The sequence below is a fragment of the Halarcobacter bivalviorum genome (assembly GCF_003346815.1).
In the GTDB taxonomy this organism is placed as follows: domain Bacteria; phylum Campylobacterota; class Campylobacteria; order Campylobacterales; family Arcobacteraceae; genus Halarcobacter; species Halarcobacter bivalviorum.
Map to the genome: position 1 here is coordinate 1,448,242 of NZ_CP031217.1, position 15,741 is coordinate 1,463,982.

16 protein-coding genes are annotated in these 15,741 nt (G+C 26.7%); 9 read left to right on the plus strand and 7 right to left on the minus strand.

From position 1 onward, the window contains the following. Positions 1-10: 10 nt before the first annotated feature. From ABIV_RS07375 to cbiB, 4 genes are read left to right on the plus strand one after another with little or no spacing between them, the layout of a single operon-like run. Positions 11-802: a precorrin-3B C(17)-methyltransferase gene (locus ABIV_RS07375; RefSeq protein WP_114839254.1), complete on the plus strand. Its 792-nt coding sequence runs from the start codon at positions 11-13 to the stop codon at positions 800-802. A 17-nt stretch (positions 803-819) separates the two neighbouring features. Continuing rightward, on the plus strand, positions 820-1,569 hold the full coding sequence (locus ABIV_RS07380; protein WP_114839255.1) for a metallophosphoesterase family protein: 750 nt from the start codon (positions 820-822) through the stop codon (positions 1,567-1,569). Further along, positions 1,569-2,591, plus strand: coding sequence for an aminotransferase class I/II-fold pyridoxal phosphate-dependent enzyme (locus ABIV_RS07385; RefSeq protein WP_114839256.1), 1,023 nt, complete (start codon positions 1,569-1,571; stop codon positions 2,589-2,591). The genes ABIV_RS07380 and ABIV_RS07385 overlap by 1 nt, the downstream gene beginning before the upstream one ends. Next, entirely contained in the window at positions 2,582-3,460 is an 879-nt protein-coding gene (cbiB, locus tag ABIV_RS07390; RefSeq protein WP_114839257.1) for an adenosylcobinamide-phosphate synthase CbiB, read from the plus strand. Before ABIV_RS07385 ends, cbiB begins: the two co-directional genes overlap by 10 nt. Here cbiB and ABIV_RS07395 read toward each other — a convergent pair whose 3' ends face one another. The 7 genes from ABIV_RS07395 to ABIV_RS07425 all read right to left on the minus strand — a co-directional run bounded on the left by ABIV_RS07395 (position 3,461) and on the right by ABIV_RS07425 (position 9,996). After that, a complete protein-coding gene (locus tag ABIV_RS07395; RefSeq protein ID WP_114839258.1) occupies positions 3,461-4,528 on the minus strand; it encodes a class I SAM-dependent methyltransferase in 1,068 nt (355 codons plus the stop codon). A gap of 70 nt (positions 4,529-4,598) precedes the next feature. Then, positions 4,599-5,561: a FecCD family ABC transporter permease gene (locus ABIV_RS07400; protein ID WP_114839259.1), complete on the minus strand. Its 963-nt coding sequence runs from the start codon at positions 5,559-5,561 to the stop codon at positions 4,599-4,601. Next, positions 5,558-6,256: an ATP-binding cassette domain-containing protein gene (locus ABIV_RS07405; RefSeq protein ID WP_114839260.1), complete on the minus strand. Its 699-nt coding sequence runs from the start codon at positions 6,254-6,256 to the stop codon at positions 5,558-5,560. The genes ABIV_RS07400 and ABIV_RS07405 overlap by 4 nt, the downstream gene beginning before the upstream one ends. Further along, positions 6,240-7,076, minus strand: coding sequence for an ABC transporter substrate-binding protein (locus tag ABIV_RS07410; RefSeq protein WP_114839261.1), 837 nt, complete (start codon positions 7,074-7,076; stop codon positions 6,240-6,242). The genes ABIV_RS07405 and ABIV_RS07410 overlap by 17 nt, the downstream gene beginning before the upstream one ends. A gap of 20 nt (positions 7,077-7,096) precedes the next feature. Then, a complete protein-coding gene (locus tag ABIV_RS07415) occupies positions 7,097-9,010 on the minus strand; it encodes a TonB-dependent receptor (protein WP_114839262.1) in 1,914 nt (637 codons plus the stop codon). Then, entirely contained in the window at positions 9,010-9,213 is a 204-nt protein-coding gene (locus ABIV_RS07420) for a hypothetical protein (protein WP_114839263.1), read from the minus strand. The genes ABIV_RS07415 and ABIV_RS07420 overlap by 1 nt, the downstream gene beginning before the upstream one ends. A gap of 72 nt (positions 9,214-9,285) precedes the next feature. Beyond that, positions 9,286-9,996, minus strand: coding sequence for a sulfite exporter TauE/SafE family protein (locus tag ABIV_RS07425; RefSeq protein WP_114839264.1), 711 nt, complete (start codon positions 9,994-9,996; stop codon positions 9,286-9,288). A gap of 256 nt (positions 9,997-10,252) precedes the next feature. Between ABIV_RS07425 and ABIV_RS07430 the strand changes: the two genes are divergently transcribed. The 5 genes from ABIV_RS07430 to ABIV_RS07450 all read left to right on the plus strand — a co-directional run bounded on the left by ABIV_RS07430 (position 10,253) and on the right by ABIV_RS07450 (position 15,576). Next, entirely contained in the window at positions 10,253-10,876 is a 624-nt protein-coding gene (locus ABIV_RS07430; RefSeq protein WP_114839265.1) for an LptE family protein, read from the plus strand. 150 nt (positions 10,877-11,026) lie between these two features. After that, entirely contained in the window at positions 11,027-11,440 is a 414-nt protein-coding gene (gene glmS, locus ABIV_RS07435; protein WP_114839266.1) for a methylaspartate mutase subunit S, read from the plus strand. Beyond that, positions 11,437-12,801, plus strand: a complete 1,365-nt coding sequence (locus ABIV_RS07440) for a methylaspartate mutase (RefSeq protein ID WP_114839267.1) — start codon at positions 11,437-11,439, stop codon at positions 12,799-12,801. The genes glmS and ABIV_RS07440 overlap by 4 nt, the downstream gene beginning before the upstream one ends. Further along, positions 12,798-13,988, plus strand: a complete 1,191-nt coding sequence (locus ABIV_RS07445) for a glutamate mutase L (protein WP_114839268.1) — start codon at positions 12,798-12,800, stop codon at positions 13,986-13,988. Before ABIV_RS07440 ends, ABIV_RS07445 begins: the two co-directional genes overlap by 4 nt. Positions 13,989-14,001: 13 nt before the next feature. Next, positions 14,002-15,576, plus strand: a complete 1,575-nt coding sequence (locus tag ABIV_RS07450; RefSeq protein ID WP_114839269.1) for an AMP-binding protein — start codon at positions 14,002-14,004, stop codon at positions 15,574-15,576. Positions 15,577-15,741 lie beyond the last annotated feature (165 nt).

Here is a 15,741-nt window from a genome sequence, read left to right on the forward strand (position 1 = left end):
GGAAAATAAAATGGCAAAAAAATTATATATAGTTAGTTCAGGAGCTGGTGGAACATCATATATCACACCAGAAGCAAGAAAAGCTTTAGAAACTTGCGAAGTTGTAGTTTCATATAGTAAATATGCAAGAGAATTAAAAGAGTTAATTGAAGGAAAAGAGCTATTTACATCTGGAATGACACATGAAATAGAGAGATGTAACCAAGCAATTCAATATGCAAGTGAAGGAAAAACAACTTGTATTGTTTCAAATGGAGATGCAAATGTTTATGGAATGGCTACTTTAATTGTAGAAATTATAGATGAAAAAAACCTATGGGATGAAATCGAACTTATCTCACTTCCTGGAGTTACTTCATTCTTGGCAGCAGCAGCTAAAGTTGGTGCTCCTGTATCACAAGATTTTTCTATTATCTCTTTATCAGATAGGCTTACAGATATAGATTTAATTGATAAAAGAGTAAAAGCAGCACTTGATTGTGACTTTGTTTTAGGTATCTATAATCCAAAATCTAAAAAGAGAATTCTTCCTTATCAAAATTTCTTAAGAGCTTTAGAAAATGGATATCAAGATAGAATAGCAATTATTGCTTCACATGTAGGGAGAGATGAAAAAGAGAAAATCACTATAACTACTGCTCAAGATTTAATAGACCAAGATATTGAGCATCCAGCTGTTTCTATGTCAACACTTATTATAATTTGCAATTCTAATTCAAAACTAACTAAAAATGGAAAAGTTTTAACACCAAGAGGGTATTTAAATAAATATGAACTTGATGGCGAACTAAAAAATAAATAAGTTAAAAGAGGCAATAAATGCAAATAGCGATTTTATCTGATATTCATTCAAATATTTATGCTTTACAAGAAGTTATAAAAGATATTAAAAATAGAGATATTGAAGTAGTTTTAAATCTTGGAGATATGTTTTATGGACCAATAGAACCAAAAGCTACATATGAAATAATAAGAGAAAACAAATTTATAAATATTTGTGGAAATCAGGATAGAGAAATCCTTGAAGCAAGTTTAGATCAACTAGAAAAAAACCCTACTTTACGATATACCTATGAAAACTTAGGAGAAGAGGTTTTATATTGGATTCAAGACTTACAATTTGAAAAAATCATTGGTGGAACATATTATATGATTCATGGAACTTACTTTGATGATAGCCAATATCTATTAGAAGATATTTCAAATGGCGAAGTAACGTTAAGAAGAGATGAAGAGATTATAAAACTAACAGATAATATTGAAACACCTTTTATCTTTTGTGGGCACTCTCATTTGCCTAGAGTTCATAAGTTAAACACTGGACAAATAGTTATTAATCCAGGTTCTGTAGGACTTCAAGCATATGAGGATGAGTTTCCCATAAAACACAAGATGCAAAACCATACTCCAGATGCTGCATATACCATTTTAACAGTTGAAGAGAATCAATATAGTATTGAACAAGTAAGAGTTGCTTATGATTATGAAAAAGCAGCAAAAAAAGCAGAAGATAATAGAAGACCTGATTGGGCATATGCCTTAAGAACTGGTAAGGTTTTAGAAAAGTAATGAAAGAATTTCAGCATGGTGGAGATGTAAAAAGTTTTGCCCGTAAAGCAAAATGTCAAGTTAAAGAGGTAATTGATTTATCTTCAAATATAAACTTTTTAAAACCAAAACTTGATATTGATTTTAATAGTTTGGATATATCTTCATATCCAAATTATGACAAACTTTATAAAGCTATTTCAAAACATTACAACGTAATGAAATCACAAATTGAACTATACAATGGTGGTAGTTCTGCTATTTTTAAACTTTTTGAAAATCTAAAACTAAAACATTGTACTATTTACTCTCCTGCATACCTAGAATACAAGAAAGCTGCACAAAATTTTGGATATGAAATTGAATTAATTAATAGATTTAAAGATATGAAAAAAGAGGTAAAAAAAGGTTCTTTTGTAATATTTGTAAACCCTTCAACCCCTGATGCAAAATGTTATAACATAAATGAACTACTAAATTTTTGGATAAAAAAAGAGTGTACTATTTTAATAGATGAAAGCTTTTTAGAGTTTACAGATTATGAATCAACTACAAAATATTTAGGAAAGTATGACAAACTTTATATTCTAAAATCTATGACAAAGTTTTATTCATCTGCTGGGATTAGAGTTGGTACTATTATCTCATCAAAAGAGAATATCATAAAATTAAGAGAAAAAGAACCTATGTGGAAAATCTCTACTTTCGATATGAACTATTTAATAGAGGTTTTAAAGTATAAAAAGTTCTACAAAAAAGCAAAAAAAAGAAATAAAGAGAATTTAAAACTACTATGCTCTACTCTTGAAAAACATTCCTTTATCAAAATGATACATCAAAGTGAAGCTAACTATATTTTAGTAAAACTAAAAGATATAAAAGCAAAAGAACTTCAAGAAAAATTATTACCTTATAAAATTATGATAAGAGATTGTTCTAACTTTGATTTTTTAGGAAAGAAGCATATAAGAATTGCTGTAAAAAGTAAAAAAAGTATTGAACTTCTAAATAAAGCCTTTGAAGATATAGCAAAATGTATTTAGAACTATTATTTTTTGCATATCTAATTGATTTTATCTTTGGAGAGTTTCATCTAATCAAAACTCTTTACCATCCAATTATTCTTTTAGGGAATTACATAAAATGGTTTGAAAAAAAGTTTTATAAAGATACCATTTTTAGAGGATTCTTATTGACTATTTCTTTATTGTCTCTTGTTTTTATAGTTACTTTTTTATTAAGTAAAATTGATAATATATATTTTCAAGCCCTACTTTGCTCTTTTACTATCTCTTCTAAAATGTTATATGATAGTGTAAAAGAAGTAATAAGCTCAGATAATCCCAAATATGCTATTTCTATGCTTGTTAGTCGAGATACCAAGGAAATGAGCGAGAGTGATATAAATAAAGCTGCTATTGAAACTTATGCTGAAAACCTAAGTGATGGGGTTATAGCTCCAATGTTTTATTTAGCTTTCTTTGGTATTGTTGGAGCTTTTATTTATAAAGCAATTAATACCTTAGATTCAATGGTTGGATATAGAAATGAAAAATATGAAAACTTTGGTAAGTTTGCAGCAAAACTTGATGATGTAGCAAACTATATTCCCGCAAGAATAACTGCTCTTTTAATTTCACTTCTATTTTTTAGTAAAACTGCTTTTCAAAAGTTTTATACCTATGGAAAAAAACACGAAAGTCCAAATGCAGGTCATCCAATTTCAGCTATGGCATTAGCTTTAAATATCTCTTTAGGAGGACCTACGTCTTATTTTGGAAAAGTTAAAGAAAAGCCTTATTTTGGAGAAGGAAAAAAAGAGATAAAAAAAGAGGATGTAAAAAAAGCAATTTCAATAAAATTAAAAATGGATATTTTAATACTTGCTTCTTTACTTTTGCTAATAGTATAATTATTTACAAATAATTATACTTTGACAAATCCCTATATTATGTATCTCTTTTTCTATTTGTAAACCAGCTTTATTAATATACTCTTGTAAATCTTCATAATTAAACATTTTACTATAACCATTTGCCATTGCTGTAAAATATGGAGAAGTATTAATAATACAATATGCTGATGTCTCAAATCTTTGTTTATCCCAAAGAGGTTCCATAATATAAAGTCTACTATCTTCACCCATAGACTCTTTTACTCTTTTTAGTAGTTTTATAATATTTTCTTCATCAAAACAATCTAAAAATTGACTAAGCCAAATAATATCAAAACCACTTGGAATAGCCTTTGAATGGTCTAAGATATTTTGTTCTATAAAACTGATTCGTTCTTGATACTTTTCAGCTAAAGTATTCTCTTTCGCAAGGGCTACTTGTTGTGGTAAATCAACAATAGTTACCTTTGTATCAGTAGAATTGTCAATAACTGCTTTTGAAAACTTTCCCGTGTTTCCACCTATATCTAAAATAGTTTTAGGACTATTTTGAAGTACAATCTTTATAGCATGAGGAAAACCATTATCTGAATAGAAATGATCAAATTCAAACCAACTCTTCTTTATCTTTTGAGGAAGTGTTGATAAAGCTGGATAGATAGTCTCATTGTTTTCATCTATTCTTTTTAATCCTTCTGCTTTATTATTTTTTAAAGCTTCATCTAAATCATAAAGCCCTAAATAGTTAACATAATGATTGTAGTTCATATTAACTTTTGTCATCTCATCTTTTAATAAAAACTGACCTGTTTTAGTTATAAAATATTTTTCATCTTCTATTTTTATAATATCAGCACTAAGTGAAGTCTCTAACAAAACTTGAATACTATATTTTGAAAGTTCTATTTTTGAAGTTAATTCTTCTAAAGTTAAGCCTGTTTTATTTTTATATAAAGCCTCTAAAACTCCTAAATCTCTCATTGACCTTGCAACTTGAAAAATTATAGGAGCAAAAGCTATCTTTTGAGCTTCATATTGTGCTTCTAAAGCAGATTTTGTATCATTATTTTTAAAAAATTTATTCATTTATTATTCTTTATTAGTTTCTATGTGCGAATTATAGGTAATATTTATTAAATAACAGATAAAAATTATTTTATTGAGTTTTTCTATTTCTTCTAATTAGTAAATATACAAAAAATGGAGCTCCAATAAAAGAAGTAACAACTCCAATAGGTAAAGCAGAAGCAGTACTTATAACTCTTGAAATCAAGTCAGAAAGCACTAAAAAAACTCCTCCATAAAAGAATACAGGCAAAATAAGTTTATCTGCACTTTGTTTATAAATAAGCCTTAAAATATGTGGTATAATAAGCCCAACAAAACCAATAGGTCCTACAAAACTAATACTAACTCCAACGGCTAAAGAGATTGTAAGAAGAAGTATTAAATTCACTCTATTTACATTTAAGCCCTTTAAAAAAGCTATATCATTTGAAAGAAGTAGCAGTTTTATATTTTTTTTATGAAAAAGACTAATAAAAAGAAGAAATATTGCAACAACAAATACAGCTAAAGAACTATTATAACCTACTACATCAAGGCTTCCAAGAGTAAATCTAACTATTGAATAATTCTCTTGTAAAGTACTTAAAAAGAACACCAACATTAAAGCTGAAGAGTAAAAAAATGAAAGGGCTATTCCTATTAAAAGTATTGAGTTTGTTGAAGCAAAAGTGGAGTTCTTATTTATCTGCTTTGAAATAAAATATAAAATAAAAATTGTTAGAAAAGAGCCAAAAATACCTGAAATATAAAGAGCAAGCATAGGGAAAAAAACAATTGAAATTGCAGTAAAAAGTGTAGTTCCACTGGCTATTCCTAAAGTATATGGTGTTATTAGAATATTTTTAAAAATAGTTTGAAAAATAAGTCCACTAAGACTTAAAACTGCTCCTACAAAAAAGGCTAATATAATCCTAGGAACTCTAAGCTCCCAAAAAATCATATATGAAGTAGTAGAACTATCAAAAATTTCATTTAATAAAATTGTTGTTTCACCTATAAAACATGAAACTACAATAAGTAAAAAACATAAAATATAAATAAGATATTTCATAGTTTTACCACCAAATGTCCATCAACAACTTTTAAACAGTTTTGATAAAATTTAGATAAAATCTCTTTTGAAAAAAACTCTTTACTCTGCCCAAAAAACTTAACTTCACCCTCTTCTAAATAAAGAATTTTATATTTTAAATGAAAGGCAAGGTCTAAATTATGAGTGATGATTATCTTTTGTTGTAAATATTTAGAGTTAAATATCAAAAAAGCCTCTTGAACTCTTGTAATATCCATATTTGCAGTAAGTTCATCAAAAATTGTGATTTTGGCATTATGAATAATACTTGAAGCTAATAATAAAAGTTGTTTCTCTCCTGAACTTAAATCATTACAAGCCCTATTTTTAATCTTTTCAAGCTTTAATAAAGAGATAATCTCTTCTAATTTTTTTCTATTAATTTTCTCTATAAATGAAAGTTCTAAAAACTCATATAAAGTTATATATTCATCAAAGATTTCTAGTTTAGGAGGAATATAATTAATAAATCTTGCTCTTTTTTCATCACTTAAAGAGTTTACCTCTTCATTAAATAGTTTTACTTTGTCATTTGAAATAAGTGTAGATAAAACTTTTGCAAGAGTTGATTTACCTGCACCATTTGCACCAAGAATTATTAGATGTTCCTCCTCTTTCAAAGAGAAACTTATATCTTTTAAAATATGATTTGTAAACTTATTTATCTCTAACATTTTCTAATATATTTTTAAAATCTTCCATAAAATAAACTACCCTATGGCTAGGAATACCAGCATATTCTTTATCTATAATATAGATATTATCACTTTTTGAAGCTATTGTTGGAAGTTTTCTCCAAGGCTCTTTTAGCTCATCAAAACTAATATTATTTTCGTGAATATAAGGGGCTAATAAAATTATAATATCTGGATTCATTTTAATAATTTTTTCTACATTTACCATAGGTTGAGCTAAACTTTTAGATTTATAAGCATTTTGATTTCCAGAAGCTTTAATTATATCATTAAAATATAGATTATTTCCTGTCACATAAATTGTTTTATTTAAATCAGTTCTAGGACTAATCACTATTAAAATATTTTTATTTATAACAATATTTTTTAATTTTTCTAAACTATTGTCAATATTTGCTACTAACTCTTCTGCTTTTTCCTCTTTATTAAGAAGTTTAGAGAGATTTATTATTGTACTTTTTATAGAAGTTAGATTATCTGTCTTAAAAGAGTGATAATTTAAATTTAATTTTTTTAAATTTAAAAGAAGTTCTTCATCATAGTTTTGAGCAAATACTAAAGTAGGTTTTGCTAAAAGCATTTTTTCTAAAGATATTGAAGAGTATCCCCCTACTTTAGGTATATTTTTAGACTCTGATGGATAATTGCAATATTGCGTGTTTGCAACTATATTTTTACCACTTCCAAGGGCAAACACTATCTCATTTAATGAAGGAGATAGTGTTATAATTCTTTGCTCGCCTTGATTATTAGCAAAGAGATTAACAATAAAAAGAAAAGCTATTAAATATTTTTTCATAATCTTTTTGTCATTTTATTTTAAAATTTGTATTTTATTCCTGCATAATATGTTCTTTCAAAATTAACAGGATAAATTCTATCATCTGAAATCCATAAACCATTATCTTCATCAAATAGATTTTGTACTTTTGCAAAAACTTCTATATTATTAAAGTTATATGAAACACTTAAGTCTGTTGACTTATATGCTTCTTGCTTTTGATCAAAATTATTCTCAAAATCATTAGCAGCATATGCATTACTTCTATAAGTGTATGACAGAATTGTATTTAATCTTTTGTAAGTATATCCTAAATTTAATGTAAGATTGTGTTTAGACACCCCAGGTAAATCTTTACCATCATAAGCTCCATTTCCTTCATCTTCTCTATCAATTTTTGAAATAATATAAGAGTAATTGATTGATGCATATAGATTTTCGTTAATTAAATATTTATCAAAAACTTCTAAACCATATTTATGCGACTTATCAATATTTGTATTTACATAATTAATTGGTTCTAAATAAATTTCATTAGTTAAATCACTTCTAAAAAGTGAGATTTTAAGTTTATTGTTTTTTTGAATATTGGTATATCCAACTGTATAATTTTTTACTTTCATAGGTTTTATTAAACCATTAAATGAAGTTATCCCTGTCATCCAATCAGTTTTAAAGAACCTATCAATATCTGGTGCTTGGTAAGATCTATTATAGTTAGCAAAAATAGATGAAGAATTAGATAAAGAATAATTAACACCAATATCATAAGCATTTAAATACTCATCATTACTTAAACTATCTCCTGCTGTTGGCTTATATTCATACTCTACTTTTTCTCTTCTAAGTCCTGCTGAAACTTTTAAATCGTTTAAAACTTGATAATCAGCAGATACAAATAGTGCTTTATTTGTTTTGTTTGTAATATCTGCAGAACTTATTCTATCTCCATCAAAACTATCTACTCCTACAACAACAGAATAATCATTTTGTTTTATATTAAGTGAAGCATTAAATGATTCATACTCATAGTTTGATTGCCATCCTGAAGAAAATCTACTTAATTTATCTTCATCACTATAATTAATATCTAAAGAGTAGTTATCATTAAAGTTATATGTTGAACCAAGTGTAGTAACATAGTTATTTAGATATTGTTCATTTAAATTAGATGAATGATTTGGATTATCTTTATATTCATCTTTTGTTAAAGGACCTGCATACTTTAAACGCATATCTGAAAGCACTCTTCCTGCTCTTAATTCTAACTTTTCAGTTGGGAAATAAATTACTTCAAATTTTCTATTTCTATTATGGTTTGAATCTTTATTATTTAAACTATCTTCTCTTGTACCATTTGTAGAACTATAATCTACAAGAGCATTTATAATTAAGTCCTGATTATTAAAACCTAAACTTAAAGTACCACCTTTAGTATCATCATTTCCTATATGAGCCATGATATAGTTCTCATTTTTACCATTTGTTATAATATTAATAACTCCAGCATTTGCTCCATCTCCATATTGAACAGAACCACTACCTTTAATGATTTCTATTTTTTCAATACTTGAAATAGGAATTGCTGATAATAACTGTGATTGCATATCTACATTATTAAGTTTTCTTCCATTAACTGTTACAACAACATTTTGATATCCACTACCAATCCCATATCCTCGTAAATCAATCATTTGAGTAAAAGTATTACCATAATTAGGAGCGATATTAATTGATGTTTGAGAATTTAAAAAATCATAAACATCTTTTGATTTTGATTTTTCTATTTCATCTTTAGTATAAATTTCAGTTGAGAAAGTTGCTGTTTTTTCATTTGAATTCAAATAAGAAGATGTAACTTTGATAGTTGATAATTGTTCTGTCTGAGAGTATAGATTTGTTGCTAAAAAAAGCGAAGCAACTACGCTTAAACATGCTTTTTGTTTTTGCATTAATTTTTTCCTTGTGTGTTATATTTATTAGTAGAATAAAGTTTGATTGGTTTTAAAGATGAGATATGAAGTTTATTCATAATTTTTGGAATACTAACATCTATAAGATGATGTAAGCTAGTTAATAAAGAACTTATTTTTAAACTAACCGTTGCAATTAATATTCCAAAAAATGAGAAGTATTTTTTAAAACTTTTTGCCATACTTTATTACCTCCTTATAAATTTTTGAGGAATTTTAATGCACTAAAATAAAAAGTGTTTATAAATTAAGACTTAATCTATAGAATTAAGAATAACTTTATCTTGCCCTTTCATAAAGTTATAACCATTATACATAGTATAAAGTCCAAATAAAATCACTAAAATTGAAGCAAGCGTTATAAATAGATTTCTAAGTGCTAATTGTTTAAAGATTCCTACAAAAAAACCTAAAGAAAACATTGCAGGGATTGTACTAAGTCCAAAAACAAGCATTACAAATGCTCCCCACATAGGATTTGCAGTACTTGCAGCTGTAATTGCGAAAACATATACAAAACCACAAGGTAATAAACCATTTAACATTCCAAGAAAATAGAAACTAAATAAAGAGTTTGAACTTAAAAGCCTTCTAAAGCTTTTTTGATAAAGTTCAGACTTTGAAACTGAGTGTTCAATTGAAGTTAAAAATTTTAGCTTTCCACTTAAAGATAGACCAACTAAAACCATTAAAATTCCAGTTACAATTAAAAGTATTCCACCTGCTGTATTATTAAAAGTAATAACTGAGCCAATAAGTCCAAAAAAAGCACCTAAAATCACATATGTAGTAATTCTTCCAAAAGAGTATAAAATATGAGAGCTTGCTTGTTTTCTTTTATTCCAAGTACTATTTACCTTTGTACTTGAATAAGCTACAACTATTCCTCCGCACATACCGATACAGTGTCCGAAAGATCCTAAAAATGCTATTGTGATTATTGTTAGAATACTAATACTTTCCATTATTTACCTAAAAAATTTTGATAATAATATATTAACTTGGATTAAATCTACGAAAATAAAAAAAGCTCTGCTAATTTTAACAGAGCTATATTCAAATATATTCAATTTATGCTGACGAAAATTAAAATTATTGGTAGTAGGAGGTTTTAATTTTCTTATGATGTAAGTTTAATATAAAAATGTTAATTGAGTGTTAATTATCTTAATTAATTAATTTTTTTATATTATAATTGCATTTCTTATAAAAGGAGAAAGAATGAAAATAATCTTAAATGCAATAATATCGATATTTTTAGGACTTTTTATAACAGCTTGCAGTGTAAAAAATGAAAAGATATCAAATAAAAATATAGTTACTGAAAATAAAGAAATTGAAACTATTTATATACAAAAAATTGAAAATGATACATTAAACTTAAATGAATATCTAAAAGAAGAACTTTTAAATTTAAAAAAAGAGTTAACTTTAAATAAAAATAGTAGTGATGCTGTAATTAAAACTAGAATTCTAAGTTCAAAAATGGATTTTGAACACTTTTATAAACAAACAAATACAACTAAATGTTTAAATTATAGAATTACTAAAAATTCAAGAATTTGTATAGAATATGGCAAAGTTAAAATACCTTGTAGTAAAAAAACTTTTTACTTAGAGACAAAAATTGATGTATTAAAACAAAATAAAGAACTATTATTTTCAAAAATCTATAAAAAAACTTTTATTTCAAGCTCTTGCACAAAAATAAAAGACTCTTTTAAACCAAGTTACATACTAGTTAAAAATAGAGATTATCAAATCAAAAAACATAATTCAGAACTTGCAAAAATCATTGCGAAAGAGTCTATAGCTGAGATTAGTAAACACCTATCTACTAGTTAAGCAATTAATTTAAAACTTTCTTATAATTTTTAGAAAACTATTTTAAAGAGATTGTTTTCTTGGTAGCTACCATAACTTTTTCTAATAAATTTATAACCACTAATTAGATATAATATTTGCCTTTTAATAATAAACAAAATAGGTAATCATATGAAAGTAGTAACAGGTGTAGTTGGAAACGACATCCACGTTGTAGCAAACAGACTTATAGAACTTTCACTGCAAGCAAGAGGCTTTGAGGTATTTAACTTAGGTGTTAATACTTACTTAGAAGAGTTTGTTGATGCAGTGATTGAAACAAATGCTGACATTCTTTTAATCTCTTCATTAAATGGAGAAGCAGAAGGTTGGTGTAGAGAAGTGAAAATTTTAAAAGCAAAATACGGAAATCTTCTTGATAATGTAGTTTTTATGATAGGTGGAAACTTAGTTGTAGGAACAGGAAGTGCAGAAGATATTGTTCCAAGATTTAAAAATTATGGATTTGACTTAGTATTTCATCAGGTTGATTTAAATACAGGCTTAGATGAATTAGAAAAATTCATGAAGGAAAGAGATAAATGAGTTTATTACAAGAAGAAAGAAATATCATCTTAAACAATGAATATGTTGATAATTTTGATTTCGCTGAAGTTGAAGAGTTTGTAAAAAATGCTTCAAAAGATCTTTTTATCTCTTATAATTTTAAAACAAAAGATAAAATGCTGGTTCAACCAAGAGGTGGTTTCCCAACATACGATAAAATGTTTGCTCTTTATGAGTTCTTTGATAAAGCAAATGTAGATGTTTTACCTTGTACTATTGACTCAAATACAAGACTTAATGATTATGCAACTGCAAAAAAGATGTTAAGACTTAGTGAAGAGAACGAAGTTGATATGTTAAATGGTTATCCTTTAATTAACCATGGATATAGAACATCAAGAAAAATGATGACACATTTTAATAAACCTATTTCATTAAGACATGGTACTCCTGATGCAAGACTACTTATTGAAACAGCAATTGCTTCTGGTATCTTTGAAATTGAAGGTGGACCAATTACATATTTACTACCTTATTCTAAAAACTTTCCTTTAGATAAAGCTTTCCTTTACTGGAAGTATGTAGAGAGAGTTTGTGCTGAATACTCAAAACTAAATGAACCAATCAATAGAGAATCATTTGGTCCACTAACAGCAACACTTGTTCCTCCTTGTATTACTATTGTAATCCAACTTTTAGAGATGTTATTATCACTTGAAGAAGGTGTTAAATCATTCTCTGTATCATTTTCTCAAACTGGTTCAATGAATCAAGATATTGTAATGGGAGCAGTACTTAGAAAATTAGCAAAACACTATTCAGAAGAGATTGGTGTTACTGATGCTGATATTCACTTAGTTTATCACCAATGGATGGGTGCATTCCCTATGGATCAAAACTATGCTTCTCAACTTATAAATATGAGTACAGTAATTGCTGCTATGGTTGGTGCAAATAAAATTATTACAAAAACAAAACAAGAAGCTTCTGGAATTCCTACAAAAGAGGCAAATGCAGAAACAGTTGCAAATACACAATATACTCTTAGAATTTTAAATGGATTACCAAATATTGTTGATAAAGAAGAAGAGGAAATTTTAACAGCTGAAGTTATGGCTATTATGGAAGCTGTATTTAATGACCCCGCTGATACTCTTTGGAGAAAAGTATTTAACTCAATTAAAAATGGAACAATTGATGTACCTTTCTCTCCTCATATTATAAATAACAATGAGATGATTACAGTAAGAGATAGAAATAAGAATATTAGAATCATAAAAAGAGGGAAAGTTCCAATTCCAGATAGATGTTTTGAATATGAAAAAAATCAATGTGATTTAAATAAAGATACAACATCTATTGTAAATGATATTATCCATGATATAGGAATTATGCAATGAGTAAATTAGAAAACAAACTATTAATTGATGTAGGAAGTACATATTTTAAATTATGTACAAAAGATAGTGTACAACAACACTTTAGAGATTTTAACAAAGATATTTATGATGATTTAACTTATAAATGTGGTGAAATTATCAAAAACTATGAAAAAGAAAATATTCATATTTGTTCATCAGCAAATGGAGGATTAAGTACTCTTATTATTGGTATTTCTAACTCTTTTTCTTTAAAATATGCAACAAATATCGCTTTTAATTCTGGTATTAATATTATTGATACAGTCTTATACAAAGATATTGAGACAACTTCTATTCCAAGTGATTTAATTGATGTTGTAATAGTTGTAGGAGGAATTGACTCTGTTTCAAATATCTTTGATGAGAAACTATTTAAATTTTTAAAAGAGTTAAACTACTCAAATATTGTTTATGTAGGAAGTAAAAAAGATGCTCCTTATTTACAAAAAAATATTGAAAACTTAGTTATCTTACCAAATATAATCAATGATAAACTTCATGTGGAAGAAGAGAATCTAAAAGAGTATTTAACAAATCTTTATCAAGCTGATATTATGGGGAAAGAAGATATTAAACACCTGTATGATATTACCTCAAATCAAATATTTTCAACTCCATATATAGTAAATAAAACTCTACCTATGATTGACTCAAAATTTAAAGTTGCAGATCCATATATCTTAATTGATATCGGTGGAGCAACTACAGATATTCACTACTCAAAAGATTTAGTTGATGAGAATATGGTAACCCAAAATGAGTATGATAGACTTGTATTTAAAAAACTTGGTGTTTATAAATCAAAAGAGTCTTTAATCTTTGCTGCAAAAAACAATGAGTTTGTATATGAACTATTAGCTCACTTAAAAGTTACAGAAAATATTTTTGATGAATCAAGTGAAAAATCAACAAGAGTTTTAATGCAACTTGCTATCTTCTTAGTACTTTGTAAAGTATCAGCATATAGACAAGCCTATGTAAATTTAAAACTTCTTGCACTTAACTCAGTAGTTTTTACTGGTGGTATAACAAAAGTATTAAAACAAGAAGAAATAGAAGATATAGTAACATTCTTCTATAAAAAAATATTAAATTCAAGCCATAATCCTACAATTGTAATGGATAATAATTATGATGTATGGACACTTGGAATGTTAGAAAAATAAAAAAGGAGCTACTATGTCTATTAACTGTATTAGAACACTTATTGAAGATGCAAATGTTTCTCATCCAGAAAAAATTGCAATAAAGTTCAATGAAAAAGAGATAAATTATAAAGACCTACTAAAAAAAGTTAATCAAATAGCCTTTTACCTTAGTGAACTTAATTTACCAAAAGGTAGTAGAATTGGTATCTACTCAACAAAAAGTATAGAACAAGTAATTGCTATTTTAGGTATTTTATCAACGGATTATGTATTAGTTCCTCTTACAAGACTACTTAAACCAGAGCAAGTAGAGTATATAATTAAAGATTGTGATATTAAATGTATTATTACAGATAGATTAAAACTAGAATCAATTGAAGAGATTAATTTTGATGGACAAATTATTTCTTATGAAACTACACATAAAGATATTGCTTCATTTGAAGAGATTTTTAAATATTATAATAAACCTTACTCTTGTACAATAAATGGACATGATAATGCTGTAATTACATATTCATTTGGATTAACAGGAACACCTAAAGGTATTGTAATTTCACATAGAAATCTTATTGATTCAGCAAGGGTAGTATCTTCATATTTAGATTTAAAAGAAGATGATGTTATCTCAGGGACACTTATTTTTAATCTTGATTATGGATTAAATCAAATTTTTTGTTCTTTATATAAAAGAGCAACTTTAGCTTTACATAGATTTATTCTTGCTGGTGATTTCTTTAACCATTTAATAAATGATGAAGTTACAGTAGTACCTTTAATGCCTATTAATATCTCTTCAATGTTTGATGAAGATGAACACAAACTTCCTAGTGCTGACCTTTTAGCAAAGGTTAGAGTTCTTACTTCTTCAGGTGGTAATGTAACTCATAAAATGTTAAATGATCTAGATAAGTACTTCCCTGATGCAAAATTTTATTCAATGCATGGATTAACAGAAGCTTTTAGGTCTACATATTTAGAACCATCACAAATTTGGATAAGACCAGACTCAATTGGTAAGCCTATTCCAGATGTTGAACTTTATGTTCTTAATGAAGAAGGTAAAGAGTGTAAACCAAGAGAAATTGGTGAATTAATTCATAGAGGTGGATATATCTATAAAGGATATTGGAATGCTCCTGTTGAAACAAGTGAGCGATTTAAATCTATTCAAATCTTGAAAGATGTAATTAACCTAGAGGGACAACTAACAGATGAAATAGTTGTAGCAACAGGGGATTATGTTTATAAAGATGAAGAGGGTTACTTCTATTTTGTTTCAAGACATGATGATATGATCAAAACAAGAGGTTTTAGAGTAAGTCCTTTTGAGATTGAATCTGTAGTAGCTAAGAACTTTCCTATGGTTGAACAATGTGCTATTTTCTCAATTGCAAATGAAGAGATTGAAGAAGAGATTGTAATGGTTTATAGTGCAAGAAGTGAAATAGCTTCAAAAGAGATTGTTTTTGAGTTAAAAAAACATTTAGCTTCATATATGATTCCAAATAAAATAATTTATAAAAAATCTTTACCTTTAGTTCCTAGTGATAAAAGTAAAATAAACAAAGAAGAGCTTAAACAAGAGCTTTTAAAAGATAACTAATATAGTTTAACTATATTAGTTATTACTCCTCTATTTTCTCCACAATTTCTACACAATGAGTTCATAAAATTAGCGATAAAAATAAGGATTTTAATTATCAAACTTAAAGTTAGTTTATCTTTGATATAAATCAAAGCAAAATTAAGTTTATTAGGTTAAAATTCT

Bases quoted from the DNA above. Each gene is read 5' to 3' on its own strand.
- ABIV_RS07405 (WP_114839260.1), bottom strand. From the start codon at position 6,256: ATGTTAGAGATAAATAAGTTTACAAATCATATTTTAAAAGATATAAGT.
- ABIV_RS07375 (WP_114839254.1), top strand. From the start codon at position 11: ATGGCAAAAAAATTATATATAGTTAGTTCAGGAGCTGGTGGAACATCA.
- ABIV_RS07430 (WP_114839265.1), top strand. From the start codon at position 10,253: ATGAAAATAATCTTAAATGCAATAATATCGATATTTTTAGGACTTTTT.
- ABIV_RS07450 (WP_114839269.1), top strand. From the start codon at position 14,002: ATGTCTATTAACTGTATTAGAACACTTATTGAAGATGCAAATGTTTCT.
- ABIV_RS07395 (WP_114839258.1), bottom strand. From the start codon at position 4,528: ATGAATAAATTTTTTAAAAATAATGATACAAAATCTGCTTTAGAAGCA.
- ABIV_RS07425 (WP_114839264.1), bottom strand. From the start codon at position 9,996: ATGGAAAGTATTAGTATTCTAACAATAATCACAATAGCATTTTTAGGA.
- ABIV_RS07410 (WP_114839261.1), bottom strand. From the start codon at position 7,076: ATGAAAAAATATTTAATAGCTTTTCTTTTTATTGTTAATCTCTTTGCT.
- ABIV_RS07420 (WP_114839263.1), bottom strand. From the start codon at position 9,213: ATGGCAAAAAGTTTTAAAAAATACTTCTCATTTTTTGGAATATTAATT.
- ABIV_RS07415 (WP_114839262.1), bottom strand. From the start codon at position 9,010: ATGCAAAAACAAAAAGCATGTTTAAGCGTAGTTGCTTCGCTTTTTTTA.
- ABIV_RS07440 (WP_114839267.1), top strand. From the start codon at position 11,437: ATGAGTTTATTACAAGAAGAAAGAAATATCATCTTAAACAATGAATAT.
- cbiB (WP_114839257.1), top strand. From the start codon at position 2,582: ATGTATTTAGAACTATTATTTTTTGCATATCTAATTGATTTTATCTTT.
- ABIV_RS07380 (WP_114839255.1), top strand. From the start codon at position 820: ATGCAAATAGCGATTTTATCTGATATTCATTCAAATATTTATGCTTTA.
- ABIV_RS07385 (WP_114839256.1), top strand. From the start codon at position 1,569: ATGAAAGAATTTCAGCATGGTGGAGATGTAAAAAGTTTTGCCCGTAAA.
- glmS (WP_114839266.1), top strand. From the start codon at position 11,027: ATGAAAGTAGTAACAGGTGTAGTTGGAAACGACATCCACGTTGTAGCA.
- ABIV_RS07445 (WP_114839268.1), top strand. From the start codon at position 12,798: ATGAGTAAATTAGAAAACAAACTATTAATTGATGTAGGAAGTACATAT.
- ABIV_RS07400 (WP_114839259.1), bottom strand. From the start codon at position 5,561: ATGAAATATCTTATTTATATTTTATGTTTTTTACTTATTGTAGTTTCA.